The 18,121-nt window shown below is 38.3% G+C and carries 31 protein-coding genes; all 31 read right to left on the minus strand.

From position 1 onward, the window contains the following. Positions 1-26 precede the first annotated feature (26 nt). Positions 27-494 carry a phage tail tube protein gene (locus ABU914_RS10490; protein WP_379669679.1) on the minus strand — a complete coding sequence of 156 codons (468 nt, stop codon included), beginning with the start codon at positions 492-494 and terminating at the stop codon, positions 27-29. Continuing rightward, a complete protein-coding gene (locus ABU914_RS10495) occupies positions 487-909 on the minus strand; it encodes a phage tail terminator protein (protein WP_379669680.1) in 423 nt (140 codons plus the stop codon). Before ABU914_RS10495 ends, ABU914_RS10490 begins: the two co-directional genes overlap by 8 nt. Further along, on the minus strand, positions 906-1,232 hold the full coding sequence (locus tag ABU914_RS10500; RefSeq protein WP_379669681.1) for a minor capsid protein: 327 nt from the start codon (positions 1,230-1,232) through the stop codon (positions 906-908). Before ABU914_RS10500 ends, ABU914_RS10495 begins: the two co-directional genes overlap by 4 nt. Beyond that, positions 1,233-1,580, minus strand: a complete 348-nt coding sequence (locus ABU914_RS10505; RefSeq protein ID WP_379669682.1) for a putative minor capsid protein — start codon at positions 1,578-1,580, stop codon at positions 1,233-1,235. Beyond that, positions 1,577-1,975: a head-tail connector protein gene (locus tag ABU914_RS10510; protein WP_379669683.1), complete on the minus strand. Its 399-nt coding sequence runs from the start codon at positions 1,973-1,975 to the stop codon at positions 1,577-1,579. Before ABU914_RS10510 ends, ABU914_RS10505 begins: the two co-directional genes overlap by 4 nt. Further along, entirely contained in the window at positions 1,976-2,509 is a 534-nt protein-coding gene (locus tag ABU914_RS10515; RefSeq protein ID WP_379669684.1) for a HeH/LEM domain-containing protein, read from the minus strand. Continuing rightward, positions 2,509-3,411 (minus strand): phage capsid protein, encoded by a 903-nt coding sequence (locus ABU914_RS10520; RefSeq protein WP_379669685.1) that lies wholly within the window; start codon positions 3,409-3,411, stop codon positions 2,509-2,511. The genes ABU914_RS10515 and ABU914_RS10520 overlap by 1 nt, the downstream gene beginning before the upstream one ends. 15 nt (positions 3,412-3,426) lie before the next feature. Further along, positions 3,427-4,050 (minus strand): hypothetical protein, encoded by a 624-nt coding sequence (locus tag ABU914_RS10525; protein ID WP_379669686.1) that lies wholly within the window; start codon positions 4,048-4,050, stop codon positions 3,427-3,429. Between the two features lie 127 nt (positions 4,051-4,177). Continuing rightward, entirely contained in the window at positions 4,178-4,348 is a 171-nt protein-coding gene (locus ABU914_RS10530) for a hypothetical protein (RefSeq protein WP_379669687.1), read from the minus strand. Beyond that, entirely contained in the window at positions 4,345-5,478 is a 1,134-nt protein-coding gene (locus ABU914_RS10535) for a phage minor capsid protein (protein WP_379669688.1), read from the minus strand. Before ABU914_RS10535 ends, ABU914_RS10530 begins: the two co-directional genes overlap by 4 nt. A gap of 80 nt (positions 5,479-5,558) precedes the next feature. Next, positions 5,559-7,052, minus strand: coding sequence for a phage portal protein (locus ABU914_RS10540; RefSeq protein WP_379669689.1), 1,494 nt, complete (start codon positions 7,050-7,052; stop codon positions 5,559-5,561). Positions 7,053-7,063: 11 nt separating this feature from the next. Further along, on the minus strand, positions 7,064-8,404 hold the full coding sequence (locus tag ABU914_RS10545; RefSeq protein WP_379669690.1) for a PBSX family phage terminase large subunit: 1,341 nt from the start codon (positions 8,402-8,404) through the stop codon (positions 7,064-7,066). After that, complete coding sequence (gene terS, locus ABU914_RS10550) at positions 8,391-9,029, minus strand: phage terminase small subunit (protein ID WP_379669691.1); 639 nt, start codon at positions 9,027-9,029, stop codon at positions 8,391-8,393. Before terS ends, ABU914_RS10545 begins: the two co-directional genes overlap by 14 nt. A gap of 63 nt (positions 9,030-9,092) precedes the next feature. After that, positions 9,093-9,458: a DUF2513 domain-containing protein gene (locus ABU914_RS10555; protein ID WP_379669692.1), complete on the minus strand. Its 366-nt coding sequence runs from the start codon at positions 9,456-9,458 to the stop codon at positions 9,093-9,095. Between the two features lie 402 nt (positions 9,459-9,860). Next, positions 9,861-10,307 carry a sigma-70 family RNA polymerase sigma factor gene (locus ABU914_RS10560; RefSeq protein WP_379669693.1) on the minus strand — a complete coding sequence of 149 codons (447 nt, stop codon included), beginning with the start codon at positions 10,305-10,307 and terminating at the stop codon, positions 9,861-9,863. A 170-nt stretch (positions 10,308-10,477) separates the two neighbouring features. Beyond that, complete coding sequence (locus ABU914_RS10565) at positions 10,478-10,654, minus strand: hypothetical protein (protein ID WP_379669694.1); 177 nt, start codon at positions 10,652-10,654, stop codon at positions 10,478-10,480. Between the two features lie 246 nt (positions 10,655-10,900). Next, positions 10,901-11,101, minus strand: coding sequence for a hypothetical protein (locus tag ABU914_RS10570; protein WP_379669695.1), 201 nt, complete (start codon positions 11,099-11,101; stop codon positions 10,901-10,903). A 4-nt stretch (positions 11,102-11,105) separates the two neighbouring features. Further along, positions 11,106-11,537 carry a DUF1064 domain-containing protein gene (locus ABU914_RS10575; RefSeq protein ID WP_379669696.1) on the minus strand — a complete coding sequence of 144 codons (432 nt, stop codon included), beginning with the start codon at positions 11,535-11,537 and terminating at the stop codon, positions 11,106-11,108. Beyond that, complete coding sequence (locus tag ABU914_RS10580) at positions 11,506-11,748, minus strand: hypothetical protein (protein WP_379669697.1); 243 nt, start codon at positions 11,746-11,748, stop codon at positions 11,506-11,508. The genes ABU914_RS10575 and ABU914_RS10580 overlap by 32 nt, the downstream gene beginning before the upstream one ends. Beyond that, positions 11,745-11,951 carry a hypothetical protein gene (locus ABU914_RS10585; protein WP_379669698.1) on the minus strand — a complete coding sequence of 69 codons (207 nt, stop codon included), beginning with the start codon at positions 11,949-11,951 and terminating at the stop codon, positions 11,745-11,747. The genes ABU914_RS10580 and ABU914_RS10585 overlap by 4 nt, the downstream gene beginning before the upstream one ends. After that, positions 11,951-12,556 (minus strand): dUTP diphosphatase, encoded by a 606-nt coding sequence (locus ABU914_RS10590; RefSeq protein WP_379669699.1) that lies wholly within the window; start codon positions 12,554-12,556, stop codon positions 11,951-11,953. The genes ABU914_RS10585 and ABU914_RS10590 overlap by 1 nt, the downstream gene beginning before the upstream one ends. Then, complete coding sequence (locus tag ABU914_RS10595; RefSeq protein ID WP_379669700.1) at positions 12,556-12,708, minus strand: hypothetical protein; 153 nt, start codon at positions 12,706-12,708, stop codon at positions 12,556-12,558. The genes ABU914_RS10590 and ABU914_RS10595 overlap by 1 nt, the downstream gene beginning before the upstream one ends. Further along, on the minus strand, positions 12,698-13,450 hold the full coding sequence (locus ABU914_RS10600; RefSeq protein WP_379669701.1) for a transposase: 753 nt from the start codon (positions 13,448-13,450) through the stop codon (positions 12,698-12,700). The genes ABU914_RS10595 and ABU914_RS10600 overlap by 11 nt, the downstream gene beginning before the upstream one ends. Next, entirely contained in the window at positions 13,443-13,637 is a 195-nt protein-coding gene (locus ABU914_RS10605) for a hypothetical protein (RefSeq protein WP_379669702.1), read from the minus strand. The genes ABU914_RS10600 and ABU914_RS10605 overlap by 8 nt, the downstream gene beginning before the upstream one ends. A 201-nt stretch (positions 13,638-13,838) precedes the next feature. Further along, positions 13,839-14,645 (minus strand): ATP-binding protein, encoded by an 807-nt coding sequence (locus ABU914_RS10610; protein ID WP_379669703.1) that lies wholly within the window; start codon positions 14,643-14,645, stop codon positions 13,839-13,841. After that, positions 14,536-15,459 (minus strand): DnaD domain-containing protein, encoded by a 924-nt coding sequence (locus ABU914_RS10615; RefSeq protein WP_379669704.1) that lies wholly within the window; start codon positions 15,457-15,459, stop codon positions 14,536-14,538. Before ABU914_RS10615 ends, ABU914_RS10610 begins: the two co-directional genes overlap by 110 nt. A gap of 45 nt (positions 15,460-15,504) precedes the next feature. Beyond that, on the minus strand, positions 15,505-16,374 hold the full coding sequence (gene recT / locus ABU914_RS10620; RefSeq protein WP_379669705.1) for a recombination protein RecT: 870 nt from the start codon (positions 16,372-16,374) through the stop codon (positions 15,505-15,507). Continuing rightward, positions 16,375-16,572: a hypothetical protein gene (locus ABU914_RS10625; RefSeq protein WP_379669706.1), complete on the minus strand. Its 198-nt coding sequence runs from the start codon at positions 16,570-16,572 to the stop codon at positions 16,375-16,377. A gap of 1 nt (position 16,573) precedes the next feature. Continuing rightward, the gene (locus tag ABU914_RS10630; protein ID WP_379669707.1) at positions 16,574-16,756 is read right to left on the minus strand and encodes a hypothetical protein; all 183 of its coding nucleotides are present in this window, start codon (positions 16,754-16,756) and stop codon (positions 16,574-16,576) included. Then, positions 16,749-17,699: a YqaJ viral recombinase family nuclease gene (locus ABU914_RS10635; RefSeq protein ID WP_379669708.1), complete on the minus strand. Its 951-nt coding sequence runs from the start codon at positions 17,697-17,699 to the stop codon at positions 16,749-16,751. The genes ABU914_RS10630 and ABU914_RS10635 overlap by 8 nt, the downstream gene beginning before the upstream one ends. Beyond that, positions 17,699-17,863 (minus strand): hypothetical protein, encoded by a 165-nt coding sequence (locus ABU914_RS10640; protein ID WP_379669709.1) that lies wholly within the window; start codon positions 17,861-17,863, stop codon positions 17,699-17,701. Before ABU914_RS10640 ends, ABU914_RS10635 begins: the two co-directional genes overlap by 1 nt. Between the last annotated feature and the right edge of the window lie 258 nt (positions 17,864-18,121).

An 18,121-nucleotide genomic window follows, 5' to 3' on the forward strand; every position in this document is an offset into this window, starting at 1 on the left:
CTTTTAAATTAAAAAGAGGGCTGTATTTAGCCCTCTACTCCACCGCCACCTGTATCATCGCCGTTGCGTGTAATATCAGGCTTCCTGTCCCAAGCAACCGTAAAATTCAAAGGCTCGTGAGCCGAAGCCTCTCCGCCTGTTGTAACTGGCTGTGTAACCGTCGCTGGTCCTTCTAATATAGCTCCGTCCTGTCGCACCTGTTTGTACATTACTTTTCTACCATCACCAGTTTCAAATTCAAGCGAACGAATAAATTGATGAGCAGGGTCTTCATCATCGTACATACCCTCGAAAGCCCATGTCATTTTAACTGAAATAACGTCTGTTTCTGGTGTACCATCGCTATCGTAGTACGCAGTATCATCCGTTTCTTCTTCTGATGATGGCTCAACATTAGAAATCCATTTTGCCAAACGCATGTAATCAGGTTCAGTATCACCTTCTGGAACTGGAGCAATATAATGCTCTGTTAAAGCGTTCTTTTTTCTAGCCATTTAAATCAACTCCTTTATAAATTGTAATTTTCGCACTAATAGACAGCGCATAAATAAAAAAGCCCTGTTCGTCTTGACCGACGATAGAAACGGGGCTTGTTATATTTATCGATTCAAAATAAAAAGAATCATTTTCGCTTTTTATCGTGTTTTCTTTTAGATTTTCTAAAACTCTAGCAACCTTTGACAACGCTTCGATACAATGCAATTGATTTTCGCTTTTAGCATTAATTTGCACGTTTAAATTCTTGTCTCGAGCTCCGTCAAAATAAACGATTTCCTCTCCGCCTGGCATCGCCATTGTACTAATTGATTCACCGATGTCTAATATTCCAACGTTAGACCAAGCGAACAAATCAAGCGTATTGATATAATCGTTTAACCGCCATATAAAATCTAACTCTTTTGGGGTCATATTTTCATCGCCCTTCCTGCGACACGTGCCCACGACCTACCATGAATCGCTTTTGCTTTTAAGTCCCATCGTGCTGTTGTTCCTGGCTTAGAATATCGTCTAGCAGGTTCGTAAAAACGTCTGCGTGCATATGGAACGTTGTAATAAATCGCTTTACCATCGATTGCTATTGTTGATTGATTAGCTAAATCACCCCTTAGCCACGGGACATAAGGTGTCATATCCGCATGGACTTGATTAACTAGTGCATATTGTCCTAGCCTTGTCATTCTCTCGGTTTTCGGTTTAACACCTTTTAAGTCAATGTCTACATTTACTTTCATTTATATTACTTCCAATTCATAGTGCCTGACTTTATTTTTCATTGGAAAATAACAGTCAATTACTTTTTTAAGCACATAGGATTTGTTGTTAAACGTTATTTTCGATTCTTCCACGAACTTTTCAGGTATGTTGGTGCTATGCGTCGCATCTACGAAGATAACTGCATTAGCAAGAATTTTCGTGTCTGTGGTGTCCCTGCTAAAAACTGTGGAGTCATCGAATCTGACATGCTTAATAATCACTGGATCTGAGTAAAGAGGGTTTCCATATGAATCTTTACTAGGAAGTTTTTCTTCATAGATAATGTCGTGAATCAGCCATCGTTTAGGTAGAGGTCTAACTCTCATGACCTCACCCCAATACCCCTGTACAATAATCCAGTCCCAGAAAGGTACGTATAAACATCATCAGAAACAAGATTATTTTTCTGTTCATCTTGTCCACTGGAATTCCTTCCACCTTTTGAAACTGACGTTCTACCAATCTGAACGTGTCCAGGCTCGTTAATCCCATGAGATGAAGTAGCGCCCATATCGTAAAAATACTCAATTTGTGCAGCAAGCGCTTTTTTGAATTGTTCCTTTCTAAATTCAACATCTGATTCCAAGTCATTATGTCTATAAAAATAGCGAGTGATGCTATCTAAAACACCACTCGCCCTTTTTAATAGTTTTTCAAACTCGGATTGCTCCATTTCTTCAAAGCCTAAATCAATATATTCTTCATAGGTTAAATAAGGCATTTAATCACCTTCTAACAGTTCAATCAGTTCCTTTTTCGTTGCATTTTTCTTGTACTCGACTCCTTTTTCGTCAAGCTTCTGTTTTAACTCGTTAACCGTTAAGTCGCTGTAACTTTCTTTTGATTGCGTTACGAAAGACATAATTTCCGCTTGATTTTGTGGCATGTTCCCGTATTTACGGACGATAGAAACAACTTCGCCAGCTTCAACTTCGTGTGTCGTATAGCCGATATGATTTCCTTGCGACGGATTATACGACTTGACACGTCCTTCTTCGTCACACATGACTAACGTACCTGCTGGAAGGCGTTGCGCCGCTTCTACGTTCCAAATAGGATTGTTTTTAATTACAACATCCACCTCTTGTCCTTCTTCCAAGTCAACATTTGTCACAAAATCGGGTATCCAGCCTAATTCAGATTTTTTTAGATAGATTTTGTCATATTCACGATTTTCTACAGAACCTATTCCGGCCAGAGCAACTAGTCGGTTAGCCGGAATGTCCTGTATTACCTGCGCTCGGAAAGATGTCATTATCCTTCAACACCTCCACCGCCACCGAATGTAACCTTAGCAACAGCTTTCTTGTTATCGTCTAAGATAAACTCTCCTGCTTTACCCGCTCCTTGAAGTGCTACACCATCGAAGTCCTCAGACTCGATTGTACGTGCTGTATTAATACCAGTGAACGCCTTACCAACGTTCGTGATGTACGTATAAGCAACGTCGCCCTCTTGAAGCAACGACTCAGGGATTTTCTCGATAGCAAACTCTTTAAATACCAAAATGTTGTTTTGGTCAATATTTGCGCTTGAACCCTTCGCTGACGTCGTGAGAGGATGGTCCACGATAGCATTGTATAACTGCGGCGTGACTTTGGCGACCTTCGTTCCGATAGCTTCAATGTTCGTATAGTAGTTCACAAGGTTGTTAAACAATTCCAAAACCGCATCGCCGCTATAGTCAGCAAGTTCTTCCTCATGGCCCGCTGAGCTTGAAATAAACAAGCTGTGTTGTTGGTTAAATTTACGTATACGAGCTTGTGCTTGCAAGTCTAAACGGTCTGCGACTGCTGATTGAAAGTCATTATTTACGGTGTTACGATCGATCCCCTCATGAAAATTCCATTCCCATGTATAAGGCACAGGTGTATCAGTGTAAATGATTTCCGTACGAGGACCGAAGCGTGTGCTATTCCCTGTTCCAGTTCCAAATGCTACATCAGGGTCTTTATCGTACCCATCGCCCACAACAACAGGAATATCGCTCGTTTTGACATAAAACGCTGTTTCATTGTGCTGTACACCGTCAAGCGCTTCGATTTCGCCACCGAAGAAATCACGGAAATACGCTTGTGTACGGAATACCGCTTGTAATAACTGCTTGAATTGCACTTGATAGCTACGTGCTGCTTGATTGTTGTTTGCTGTTGACATAAATATCATGCTCCTTTAGTTGTATTTTGCTAATTTTTGTTTGAATGGATCTGTAATAACATTTCCATCCGATTGATGCTGTCCAGTTGTAAATTGTGGTTTGGGTTCATCTTGTTGTTCTTCTTGTTTCTGTGCAAAATGAGGGTATTTTTCAATTACTTGCTTGATAGCTGAATCCATATCCACATCATCAGAAACATAATTTTTAGCAAGTGCTACAACATCTTCTACTGAGTCAGCTATAACCCCTTGTTTTAATGCACTTAATTGTGCTTTTAATGTTTCGTTTTCTGTGGTTGTTTGATTAAGATTATCTTGGAGTTGTTCTAACTGTTCAGCTTGCTTTTCTTGTTCTGTTTTCTGTTGATCTTGCCACTCTTTAAATTTCTGAAAGCCCTCTTTTGCATTTTCAAAATCTTCAATACCTAACTGCTTTAACAGCTTTTCTTGAGCCTTCTTAGCTTCACGAGCGGCGATATTGTTTACATCCTCTTGAGTAAATGTTTTCTCCTCTGATTGTTGCTGGGAACCAGTACCCGATTGTTCTTCATTACCTCCAGATTGTTCAGATGTCTGGTCATCTTCGCCCTGTTCAGCGAAAAACTGCAAATTTAAAGGTAAAAATCTATTTTCCGACATATAAAATCCTCCCTATTGGGTAATTTCCTTTCATTTCTTTAACGCCTAACGAATAAAAGGCAAAATAAATAAGCCTTTTAACGTCATGCTGAGGACAAGTGTTAAATTACTCTCCTAAATACCTTTTCTATACAGATACTTCTGGTCTCACCAATTTAATATTTCCATCCCAATCCTGTAAACAAGCTTCACTTTCATTTGTTTCAATCACTTTATAATCTTTATGCAAGATGATGTTTTTTTCTGAAATTGAAGCTATTAAAATACCCTCTCTATCGACAATGTTAATCACTTTCACACAATCACCCTCTCTCTTGAATATTCTCTTGTTCGTCCTGTTTCATTAATAAATTCCCTCATTCTTGCTTGACGGTTTCGTAATAGCTTCTTTTGTTTTTGGATATTTCCCTCATCCCCTATAATTTCAGCGAGTTTTAACTCCCGTTTCGCTTGTCGTATTTGTCGCTCATAATAGCGTTGTTTTTCACGTAATTCACGATTATGTGTCATTTCCGATTCGCTATATTGAGGTTGATTGTTTTCCATGACACCATCTACAAAGGGGAAAAACATATGCCTGCAGTTAATTCCTCTCAAACCGCTCGGCTCTCCATATCCAAATTCATAGATTGATGGGTATTTACTGTCATTTTCAGAAATAGGCTTAATTGATGCAACTTTACCCTGTATGTGGCTACAAATATCACGTGGATCTGGTAAAGCACTCACTAAAACTAAATCGATGTCGTAATCTTCCATCCTCGACATCCTCAAATCATTATAAGTACGGTTTACAGTCGAACGAATAACTGTTTCAGCGTAACGTTCTAAATGCCACACGTTTCCACCTCTATCAACAAAGGCTGTTTCTATGCCTTTTCTTGACCATTCAATTACCGTTTCAGCAATAGCCTTATTTGTTGTTTTCAGTCCAGATAGAACTTTACCTGTCGTTTCCTCTACGATTCTACGATACATTCTAGTGACTGTACCCTCGCCATAATTCGTTGTAATCAACGTTTGATTTACAAAGTTATCCAGTTCCCTAAATGTCTGTCGTATATAAGATTCCATAACAGCGTCTATCTGTGTAGGTAGAGGTAATGTGTCACGTATTCCTTTAAGTTCATAATCAATACTTTTAATTGTTTCTATCCCTGCATTATGAATAGCTTTACGAATCTCTTTTTCTGCTATTCCTGTCGTTTTTGAAAGCGCCCTGACTGTTTCATCGTTTACAAGTCTTAACTGGTTCATCTTGTCGATTTGCCACTCTAGCACATTATCGGAATCATAATGTTTGCTTGTTTTCAATCGTCTAGCAATCATTTCAAATATTTCCTGTTCTAATGCTTGATAAACGTGTGTTACTGGTTGAGTGTACATATTCAATTGATTAGGTGTGATTTTAGGACGTTTAGGGTTCATTTAATCAGTCCTTTAAAGCAACAATTGTGCTACAGATAATGGAAACACAAACGATTATAACTGTATAAACACTCATTTAATCACTCCCTATCACCAAACAAATGAGAATCATCAGGAGGCTCGGGCATCATCTGCCTTGATTCGTTTGCAATTTCTTCAATCACCTTCAATGCTTCTTCTTCTGTGATACCGAAGATTTCACTAATAGCACGAACACGTGACTGTAATTCTGCTTGTACTAGCTTCACCTGTTTATCAATTTCAGCGCCTTTATCCTCAGCAATCGAATCGTCAAACGCTATTGAAACTTCATAATCATCTTTAGCAATGAAAAGCGAATACTGCTTTGCTAGTGCTAAAATAGCGTCAATAAGTTCTTTTAGTCCTTCTTCAATAACGATTTCATGTGATTGTTTGCTCTTGAACGTTTTAGACTGCTCGGAAATAACTTCAGTTGCAGTTTTCATGCTTTGCCCATCAAACGTAAAGGTACCGCTTGAAAATCCTGTCTGCATTGCAAATAAGTTGAGCATAGCATTTATAGCTGCAATGTGTTCCTCGACTCGTAATTCGACGGAAATATCATGTATTTTAAAATCGTCCATTTCACCAGGCAACGCTTCATACGTTTCATCTGATGTATCAAAATAACGATGCATTCGCCCGTCCATCGGGTCAACAACAGATTTAACCATGTGTTCAGGGACGATTATTCTTTTCTTCCCTAATCTAAACTCTCGATTAAATGAATCAAATGCAACATCAATGGCTTTCATAGTGTCTAATGCATTGGCGAATAAGCTAATTCCAAGTGGCGACTGTGTATCAATGTTATTCGCTGTATTTGGCTTGAAGTAAACAAACAACGGTTTTTCAATCGATGTCATTCCAACGACTGGTTCTAAACTTTCGTACTCTTTTAATGTGTTCAAAGGCACTGGAACGCCTAAATCAGTTCCGTTTCGTGATTCGTACAGCTCATTGGTGACAGTATATATACCATTTATCCACTCATGCCACTCAAGGTGTGTGTATGTCTTATCTCGTCTTTGAATTTGATTGATAAAAACACCCTCACGAATCGTATCATTTGACCAAGATACTGGAACGAAGCAATCTGCTGTAACAAATGACAGCTTAATCTCATCATTCTCGACATATGGCTTAACTACCATGCCACCCATAGCGAAACTGTATTCTAAGTAATCTTGAAACTTCTTACTAAATTTATTGTTTTTAAATACATCAAAAACAAATTCTGATGTTTCGTTCTCGTTATCTCCTATTGAAATCTCACATTTTTCGTTGTAAACAAGGCTCGCCATCTCGTTTGCGCTGACTTTAGCCATATTCAACGTGTCCATTTTTCGTTCCTTTGTTCCATCAATAGTTTTATATGTGAGTTTGTGCCAATCTTCGTGATAGCCACTATAAAGCTGTCGCCACATGTCGATGTATCGATACATTTCTTCGTTTATTGGGATGTCTTTATGGTTTTCCAATGACTGTATACCTTTTAAAATACCCAAGTTGTATAGCCACCTCCTAACAGCGTTAAATGCTCGTTTAAACATTGTTTCACCACCTAAAATTTAAGCCCTAGCTTGCGTAAATTGTCGTTTACGTAATAAATAAATGCGTCGCATGTATGGTCATCTACCTCAATTACACGCGGATTGTCTGAATCTAGTGTTTTTTCATCCCACTGGTATTTCTTATGTTCTTCGATGAAAACCTTATTATTAGGTGTATCCAAATAATAAAAACGTCCATCTGCTAATAGCGAATGCACGTTATCAATCATTTCTATTTTCTTTTTCTTTGCTATTGGGTGTAGCCTTAACCCATAATCTTTAAATATTTGATTTCGTAACGCTCCTTCGGCCGAATCAATTGTCATCGCATCAATAGGCTTGTTGTATTTTTCACGTATTTTCGTATACCACTTGAAGTATTCTTCTGATAATTCACTTGGCGCTTTCTTGTTAACTTTGCTTTGTGGACTATAGTAATACGTATCTAGCAAAATAACCTTTCGTTTTGCAGTCAGTCCAAAAGCAAGATGAGTAGTAGCGCTCACTTGATGTCCAGTATCTGTCGCTGTATCAATTAAAACCAATGGATCATCATCGAATAACTCGTCAATAGGTTTAAATAATGACATATTATACACGTTTGTTCCTAGTCCAACAGGTTCGCCCAGGTACAAGTAACGGTAATAATCATAATCATTACGCTTGATACGCTCTATGTCCGCAAGCATCTGTTCAGTAACGAAACCTAGTTCGTCATCTTGATAGCTAGAATGATGCACTAAATAGTCATCTTCACCAATCATTGAATCAGACCATTCATTTATCCAACTGTATGGATTCCTAGGCGGATTGTAAGACCAAAAGAATTTTACATGTGGCGCCATTTCGTGAACTTGTCGCATGAATGTTACGTTTGTCTGGTCAAAGTCCTCCACATCATCAAATTCTGCTGCCTCTTCATACCATACCGCAATGATGTCATTAATGTCATTAGATTTGAGCTTCTCAAACTGATCTAGTCCATAGAAATAAAATGTAGAACCAGTAGCATTATGTGTAATCTTAAATGGTGCAACAGTTGCTTTAAAGTCACCACTATCATTACCTGCAACAACAGTAAAACCGAATTTACCGATTGCCCACTGTATTTTGTTATAAACACTATCACGAATCGTACTAGCGACTTTACGCAATACAACAACGTTAGCTTTTTCGCCTTTAGCAATGTATTGAATCATCATGTAAGCAAGTTTCAACGCAATAACAGACGATTTAAACGAGTTACGACCGCCTTTTAGGATGTTGTACGGTTTTTTTGATGTCCATACACTTTTAAAATGAGGATTGACTTCTTTTTGTATATTGATAACGTGTTTTTTAGTCGCTATCATCTTCATCAGTCCAAGCATCTACTATTGTTATTTCTGGTGGAGCGCCTGTTGTGTTTTCACGATTCATAGCGTCTATTTCAGCATTAGTCTTATCAATCTGTGCCTGCATACGTTTAATTTCAAGCAATCTATCATCATCATGAGTTGATAGTTCCACGTATTGCTTAAGCATATTGCGTAATTCTGCCATGGATCTACTCAATGAATTCATAAATGTAGCCTGCTTATCCCAAGAAGCATGAACTTCAATTTGTATTTCATCAGCAAAATCATCTGAACGTTCTTTCGTTTTGAATGTCGCATGATCGTCTTTATTTTCAACATACATAATTTGTTGCGCTCTTATGATAGACGCAAACTGCATTTGTATGTTAGTCCAAAGTATATCTAACGGTTTAATCTCGTTTATGCTGTTCATAATTTCCAATGTTTCGTCTGGAAGGTACTTAGCAAATAAACCATGTGTCCTGGCATTACTATTGCCTTTCATTTTTTCAGGTGGTGGACCAGTAGATTTTCCACCATGCATACGACAACGACCATTTGCCATAGCACCATTTTTACACGGTTTACCCGTTCGTGTTTTGGCACCACATCGTTTTCTTGTATGGGGTTTGTTATGCATTTACATTCACACCACCATCCCATTGTTGTATTTTTAGCAATGAAAAAAGCACCTCAGTGGGTGCTAAAATAAACTTTTAATATAGTTTTTTCCGACTTCTAATAAAATATCGAATGGAACATTAGTTACTTCCATCCCTTTATTCTTGAAATATTTTTTCACATTCTCCCAAACATTGTCATTTTCGAATGTTTCATAAAAGTCATTGCCCTTCCAACCTAGATATAATGAGTAAAACAAACTTTCTCCATCATCATAAGCCTTGATACTCCCTTCAATTACTCCTGCTTGTTCCATTATTATTAAATGGTAGTGCAACTTTTCTTTAGATACTTCCTTGTCAAATTTGAAATCATCCTCGAATGTCCTACTTTCACTATCTCCAATTTGTCGAATAATTTGATAAACAATATTCATGTCTCTTCTCATTCAATCACCCTCCTGCTTAAATATTACGACAAAGAGGGCTGTTTTCCTTCAAAAAAAATAAGCGACTGCCACTTTTAAAGGGACCCCTGCTCGGAAATGACAATCGCACTCATATGATGTAACCTCCTGTTGTTTAATGGGCACAGCGGGGAAAGCCTTGTCTAGTCATTTACTATGAGTAAACGACACATCCCGACCGCTCGCATTGTCCTCTTGCGGTTGAGTGGCTTTTCCATTTTAAGCCAATTAACAATGCTCGGGATGTACTCTTCTAGCCTATAATCCCAAGTGGAACTATAGCGTTTAATTCTTGCGTCATGTTCGACAAATACACACACATAACACATAAAGTAAATTGGTAATAGTAACGGGGGATTTAGCCGCACCGTCCTGCCTCCAATTTTACACTGCAGATTTTTCATTTTGCAAAATAGCTGTAATTTGTCTATTTTGTCTAATTTGTCTTACAATCTCGTTTTTCTGTTTCTGAACATAATCTTTCGAAACATTTAAGTGCATTGCGATTTGTCTATACGTCATTTCATCAAGTAAACAGTCGTAAATAATCTTTTGTCTTTCGTCTTTCAGAACTTCGACTGCTTTTTCTAATGCATAAACATAGCGTTGGTATGTTTGTAACCTCTCAATCTGCTTTTGTTCTCTCAAGTCCATTTCTTCAAGTTCTGCGACACTCTTACCCCTGCTACCTTTTGGCAACGTGGCTTCTATTCCGTATTGTGCCACGCCCCATGATTTCATAGGAAATGTGGAACCATATATAATCTTCTGAAGTCTTGTAATCTCTTTTTTCATCCAATTATAATCACGTATTAATTGAGATATATCCACCAAGACCCCTCCCATATGCTATAATCAAGTTGACATGAATTGACTAGCTGGGAGGAATCTCAGCTTTTATTTTTCCTCTAGCAATTCTTTAATCTTAAAAACCTTCCAATGCGCTGCTAAACGTTCATTTGCGATAATAATTTTTATCTTTTCAATAAGTTCTTTTTCATTCATTTCTCACCCTCCAATGCTTCTAAAATTTCTTGCTGTCGTTCTTGTTCGACAATAGATTTTAACTCCTGAAAATGTAAAAAACATTCAATGCAGTACAGTTCGTCATCAATTATTTCCATTCTTTCACGATTATCCCATTCCTTACATGATGCACACGGCGCTATAATTAACATTCCTCACCCTCAAATCCCTATAAACTTTATTAATTCGCTTTGTGTCCGATTGGTCTTGATTACCTGATGGATAGCATTTTTTACCCCGCCATATTCTCATCTGACGAAACAAGCAGCAGCTCCCGCCGATGTGTCCACTGCCTGTTTTCCTGCTTAACCAGTTCTTTGTTTTCACCCTCTGCATACACTTCCACGACCTGTAGCAATTCACGGTCAATGCTCGCTACCTTGCGTTCTACCATCCATCTAGGAGACAATTCGACCACCACCTTTGATCTGTTTTCGTAATTTCTTTATTTCGTTTTTCAGATATCGCACCTCTTTACTTTCGCTAGGTTCTAGCGTGATATTCATTGCCTGCATTATCCTTCTTAGCTTCGGAATGCTAATTGTTTTTTGGTGTTTTAAAGCATGTTCAAACTGACGTTTTGCTTCTTTATACTTCATGCCATCACCTTTTGAGTTTTTTTAACTTGTCTAATTCGATCCAGCCATGCACTTTGTCAAATGTGACGACTGACAATTTATGCGGGTATTTCTTTTCGAACATTTTTCGTTTGAGTCCGAATGCTTGCGTAACTGCTCCCTTTACGTCAACGACCTCAATCGAACCGTCTAAGTTGTGTATTTCAAAATCTGCTATATAATCGATGGGTCGGTGTCTTGTTCCATTTTTCTCAAATCCGTCTAACAATCTATAACGTGGCTGTAGCTTAAAATCTTTAATTTGCTTTGCTTGTTTCAGCCAAACAAGTTGTTGGTAATAACGAGCTTCCATCTGACTGTCAAATGTGTGTCCATCCAATTCCACTTTGCGGTTTCCATATTTAGACTTACGACTCCTTGTCTTCCTAAATTCCTGTGTTGTCATCCGCATCGTCATTTTCCCGACTCTCCTTCACGATCCCCATAAATACCGCAAATAATATGACCAGATATATCCCGATGGCAAGTGCTGCCAATTGATTGTAATAGTGTCCATAACCAAAACCTTTATCTATAACAAAAGCTATCCAATATCCGCAAAGACCGTATAAAACTGCCATTAGCATCATCACGATGATTAGCTTTGTTAAGTCTTTCAATCTACTCACTCCTTCACCATCACTGCCCGCCATGCAGTTGATTCAGTAGTTTTAATAAATTCACTTTTACCATGTCTATCTTTCTCAAAATGCTTTCCATAATTCATAACAGGCTCTTTCATGATTAGTTTAAAACCACGTTTTTCTAAATCGCTAATCGCTTGGTCCATCTCTTTTTTAGTTCTCCTATGTAAAGGTATGCGAAAAGCCATCAGTATCCCACCTCCTGCCTACGATGATTTTCAGCGTTTTTCTCGAAATAGGCTTGTTCGATTTCTACCCAAGCGAAACCTAGTATTCCGCCTAAACCAAAGAACAAACTCCATACCCTTTCATATTCAAACTCCACTTCTTCCCAATCATTATCTCGATTTAGAACACTAGCGAAATAAGATATTTGCCCGAACAATTCGTTAAATTGGATTACTGCGTCGTCGTATTTAATTGGTTCAGGGAAAATATCTTGTTTTATTTCTATTTCCAATCCAATCGACAATATAAAGTGCAGACAATCAACGTATTCTTCTAGGAGTGGATTGAAGTGATCCATAGTAAACCCATAATGTTCATCAGCTAAAGGGCAATCGATATTTTCTTCTCTTACAAATCCGCATTCCGAACACTTGAAACTTGATGTGTTTGGCTCCTGTTTCTCACTCCAAAACTTGAACCCTCGCCATTCATTAGCCAACTCGCCTAGTTCAACCTGCAACGCTAAAATCTTTTTATCTAGCAAATTCTGCCCCTGCAGTCCTTTTTCCTCGATGATACGTTCGTCTAATTTACGTTGCGTTTCAAATAGTTTTGCAAGATTCATTATTTATCAGCTCCCTCAAAATGCCTGTCTATTTTTCCAATAATTTCATTAGCATCACAGCAATGGAAGTAAAACTCCGTTCGCTCATACCCACAGGCTACTTGTGACAACAGCTCTCTGATGACCTGTAACTCATCATCATCAAAGTTCATACCTTCGACCTTCTTTCATGGCATTTTCAACATATACAAGGGCTAATTTCCTTAAGGTGTTTAATTCTTCGCAGAATTTCTTATAGGCTTCCTCATACTCTTGACGCTGGTAATCGACATTGACTACATCTTGTTCAAGTAGTTTTTCTCTCTCTTTCAAAATGCGAATTTCAACCTTTAGCTCTTCAACCTTCTCTTCCGCTTCCTCCGCTTCATGAACGAGTTTCTCATAATCTTTCGAGAGTTCGTTATAAAGTTTTTTATAGTCTACATTTTTTTCTTTTAATTTTTCCTCTAACCGCTGTTTTAGCTCGTCATATTCTTTCTGCAACTTTTCATATTTCGACTTTTCAACCGTATCACTCTTAACAATACGCTTTGCTTTTTCAACCTCAATTTCCGATTTGTTTTTCTGCTTCCAATTCGCTAAAGTCGAAGAACTCACACCTATTTCCTGTGCAATTTCTTTGTCTAGTAATCCTTTTTCTGATAATTTGACATATCGTGCAACTGTAATAACAGAACCCCTTGGTCTTCCTGGTCTTTTGACTTCTTTCTCAGCAACAGCCATTTTATTAGCCCCTTTCTTTTCCTTCTCTTTAACGTTTTCACCTCGATATTTCGCCAATTCTTCAGGTGATAACTTATAAGTTTTAACCGAATTGTCGAACGGTTTATGCTCACGTGTTCCGAATCTCGGTTCTCCTGTTCTATATGGTGAAATTTTCACAAGTCTACCCACCACTCATCCCTCCCTTTACCTCAATCTCAATCTGCTTTTCTTCAACATTCACTTTCAATCTCGAAACAGGATTTTCAAAGACTCCTGAAGCAACCATTTGGTTCACGAGTGAGTCAAAACATGCAGCAATCGCTTTCCCTGTCGGGCGTTCGGGAATTTTAACCCAGAAGAGTTGTTTTTCGCTCATTGGTCAAGCCTGCTTTCTGCGAAAGTTTTACTTTTTCCATGTTAAGCACCTCTTTCCAATCGTTTTTCAACTTCCCGTAATCGTTTCTGAAATTCAGCGTATGAATTATCATTTTTATTACAGATAGGGCATTTCTTGACCTCAATGCCGATTGCCCTGTCTGCGTAAATCAGTCCTGTATCGTTGCAGTACTCGCACATTTCAAACACCTACCAGTCTATGATTTAATTCTTTTCTATCACCCTTAATCACAACGCAATAATCACGGCACATTTCATAAATCCTTGTTCCAAGCGCTTCGTCAATGTCGCATATTTCATCGATTGTCAGTTCAGACGACACCATTATTGGCTTGTGATTTAAGTAACGGTGATTAATGACTGCGTATGTTTGCTCTACTTGCCAATCGGTCGCTCTAGGTTTTCCATTTGCGGGTTTAAACAAGTCATCGATAAACAGCACATCTATCTGTTTCATTCGCTCTAACTTTTCTTCTAACATGTCAAAGTCGTCTTTTAAGTCATTAAACCCTTCGACAAACGGAAAATAAAGAACTGGGATATGCAATTTGCGTATAAAATTATTCGAAATAGCGGTTAGCAAATGCGTTTTCCCGACTCCTGGCTGACCAAGCAACGCAATGCTATTTTGCCTTTTTTCCCGAATATCTTTGAAACTTTGAAAATAGTTCAAAGCACATGCGTAAGCATCTTTAATGATTTGCGGTTTTCCGTCCGTCTTAAAGTTTTGAAAACCGAGTTTTTTAAATTCATCCGTAATTTCACTAGATTTCATCAAACGCTGCGCTTTCCGCCATTCAACACAATCACAACGTATCCAAACATCACCATGTTCACGCTGTTCTATACGTCCTTGTCTGTCCTGGCATTTAGGGCATTCATACTGTGTTTCGTTTTCGATTAATCCATCCGAGTTGTCCGCCAGTGATTGAGTCTTCTCTTTCAGGTTGGCTAGAACGTCCTCGATACTGGTGAAACGTTTTTTCATTTCTACCACCTTTCCTACTATTTGGGTTTTCAAGTATTTTACTAACGTATTTTAAATTTCTAGCACCATACAACACAGCTTCTCTCATAGCATGAATCACTAGCGTTTCTCCATACGTGTCAATCAAATCACCTAAGTTATCTGCAATGGTTTCTGTAAGTGTTCCAAATCCTTCGCTTTCAAAAAACACGAAAGGGTTCACGCGCGTATTATCATCATCATCTTTATAATTCTTTACATTCTTTACATTCTTTACATTCTTGTTTGTGTTCACTCGCTGTTCATTTGTTGTTCGTTTGCTGTTCATTTGTTGTTCATTATCGAAATTGTTTTCTTGATTCCCCTCGTGATTACGCTGTTCGTGGCTGTTCATTTGTTGTTCACTTTTTAGGTGTTGGTCAGGGTGGTTCGATGCGTCACTAGAAAACCTCTGTTGTTCACTTTGCTGTTCATTTTCATCGTCATAATCTTGATAAACCCGCCAATTAACAATGGTTATAACTGTGCATTTGTTGTTCGTTTTCCTGTTCAACATTTCCAATTCTTCTAATAGTTTTAAATACCGTTCCCAAGTAGAAGGAGACTTTTGTTCTTTTGGTCTTGTTCCATGATTTAGTTCATTTGCAGCTTCATTTCTTCCCCATATAAACTGACCTTCTTGTAATGTGACAATTTCTTTCCCTACTAGCTGTTTATGCTCTTTGTGACTTGCTTTTAGAAGACAATACATCCAAAGTTTCAATAGATATGGATCTTGAAAAACTGGATTATTTAATAGTTTCCTATGAAGTTTTATCCACCCTTTTGAAATCATAAAATCACCACTTTTAAAGTAGCTGGGAGCTGAAGCTCCCTAGCTTTAATCAAAAGAAAGTTCATCCTTTTCTTCTGAATTATGTGTTTCTTCCTCGCTCGATTCATCCATTTCCTGTCCATCCATGTCGATATATTCAGGTGCTTCAAGGAATAAATCATCATTCGGTGTAATGTCCTTGATACTGCGGGCTGTGCCTTCGTCATGAGCCACTTGTTGTTGAATTTCCACACTAATAGGAAGGTACTTCCACATGTGACGTATGACCGTTTTATTCGCCATTTCCTCATAGTAGTTGTTCCACGGGCTGTATTTACTACGTCCACCAGGACTAGCCTTTCTACGTTTTTCAATCTCCGCTTTTGGCATAAATTCCATCTGATAGCCACCATCTTTGAAATGTGCAACTGCATACGAACCGATATATTCGCCACGGTCACTATCAAAACTTGGAACATGCTTTAAAGTAGGGTTTAAGCCTAACTCATACTCAAATTCATCGTTTTCATATACTGCATGAGCGTAAATACTTTGGATATGCCCTGAACGTCTTGCAAGGTCAATCATGCCCTTATATCCAATAATGAATTGAACTTCTGTGATGCCTTTATTGTTATTTTTAAATGGGAGCAGATAGCACTGTCCGAGCAATCCAGGTTCAAGCCCTAACTGCGCAGCTTGCATGACTCCACCTAGCAGACTACCGACGTCTGCTTTCCTTAATTCGGGTGTCGTTCGAATCGTCGTCATGGTCAATCTCATTAAACGGTCCACGTCCATGTGTTTTGGTAAGGCTTCCTGCATAGCAGGAGCCATCTGTTTTAAATAATCTTCAATCGTTTTAGGTTTATCTTTATTGACTGCATTACCGTTCGTTTTTGCCATTTGCTGTTTCATTTTTTCGGTTTGTGTCACTTAGTTTTCCTCCTTGTGATTGACATCTTTTTGATTCTTCATGCTACTTATGAGACCTTGCTCCAATTTGGAAATAGATACCTGTTTTCCATTGTTTAAGAATAAATCTAATAACTTTTCCATTTCGTATTTTCCTTTTATAATTAAAGTTAAAAACTCTCTTCTATTACCTCTGATTTCAAGCTTGAACTTATCCATTTTAATTTTCCTCCTTAATTTCTTTTTCCGTAGCTTTCACCAACTCATCAATGCTTTTGTAAATACTGTTTAATTGATGCTGAACCGTCTTTTCGCTCGATATTCCACTTGCTCTAATTAGACCTTTTTTTGTTTGCTTTAACTCATTAAGCAAAACTTCTATGATCATTTGTTGTTTATTCATTCACTTCCACCTGCTTTATCGTCATACGTCTGTAGGTTGACTGCTTCGTATACTTTTCAGCTATGTCTGGAAGTTCTTGCTTGAGCCTTTTCGTATCAATGGAGTTGCGTTCAAACGTCTTGTGATGAACTTCAAATTTAGGTGTAACTCCTGTTTGTGCATCACCAATCATCAATTTCAACTTGTTTTCATATTCCTTCTGCAATGCTTGTTTTTCCCTCACTTCTGCTTTGATGCTCTCAATAGCTTCGATAAGTGTTTCAGCGTCATCAGAAGGCAACATGATGGTTTCTCCGTTATCTTCTGGGTACATTTGTTTCAGAAGTTCAGAAGCTGAATCACTCCCATCCACTTCTGGCGGTACACCTGCTAAAACGTGATTTTCCCAAAAGTCCTTTTCGTGTTCTATCATTAGTTCGATAAACTCATCATCACGTTCAATCTCTTTCCAAACGAATTTTTGTCCACCGATTAGTACGGCGATATACGCTTTTTCATAGTCGAGAACAGCCATATAATGCTGTAACTGACAAATATAAGCAGGCGGGATGTTATCATCAGTCCAAGCGTCATAATTGAATGCATTTGTAGTTTTACACTCCAATAGTGCTTTTTCTCCAACAACATCCCTATCAATGTTGGCAAGCATGAAATCATGGTCTTTATGTCTGAAAATCTGATTACGACGACGAACCCTCTTGCCAGTCCGTCTCGTAAATTCATCCGCAACAACATCCTCCAGGACATTCCCCCAGTAGATTGCGTCGTTGTCGATTTCCTCAATGAGACCGCCCGTTTTTTCTACGTACAACTGGAAAGCCGATTTCCAAGGATTGAAACCTAGAATTACAGATGCATCCGAGCCACCAATTCCTTTTTGACGAGCCCTCAGCCATTCCTCACGACTCATATCACGGGTTAGTGCCAAAACTTCAGCTTGCATTAATTAGCCCCCCTCACACCTTTTAGTTCTTGGTATTTCTTAAATGACTCTTTATTTTCAAACTTAAATACTGGCATTCCATTGGGTTTAATAGCGATAGTGCCACCTGCATTTTTTAAGCATTTTTGCAAAAACTTATTTTCCTTAAATGGAATTTCAATCATCTTTCTACCTCCTTGTTTTAGTAGGAAGGTACGTGTATAATAGTGTTACTAGTTGAATTACGTACCTTCTTTTGACAAAGGGCTACTGGCAGGTAGTCCTTTTTTATTTAAGTTCATAAACATTGCCATAGTTAATGTCCGTTTCCTTAGTCAAACAGCTAATCGAACAATAAAGATAGCCGTCGAATTCAAACACTTCACCATCAACGACTTGACCACAACAGTCACAGTAATAAGTCGGTAACAACTCTTTGAGTC

The organism is Pueribacillus sp. YX66, assembly GCF_041725775.1.
In the GTDB taxonomy this organism is placed as follows: Bacteria; Bacillota; Bacilli; order Bacillales; family UBA6769; genus Pueribacillus.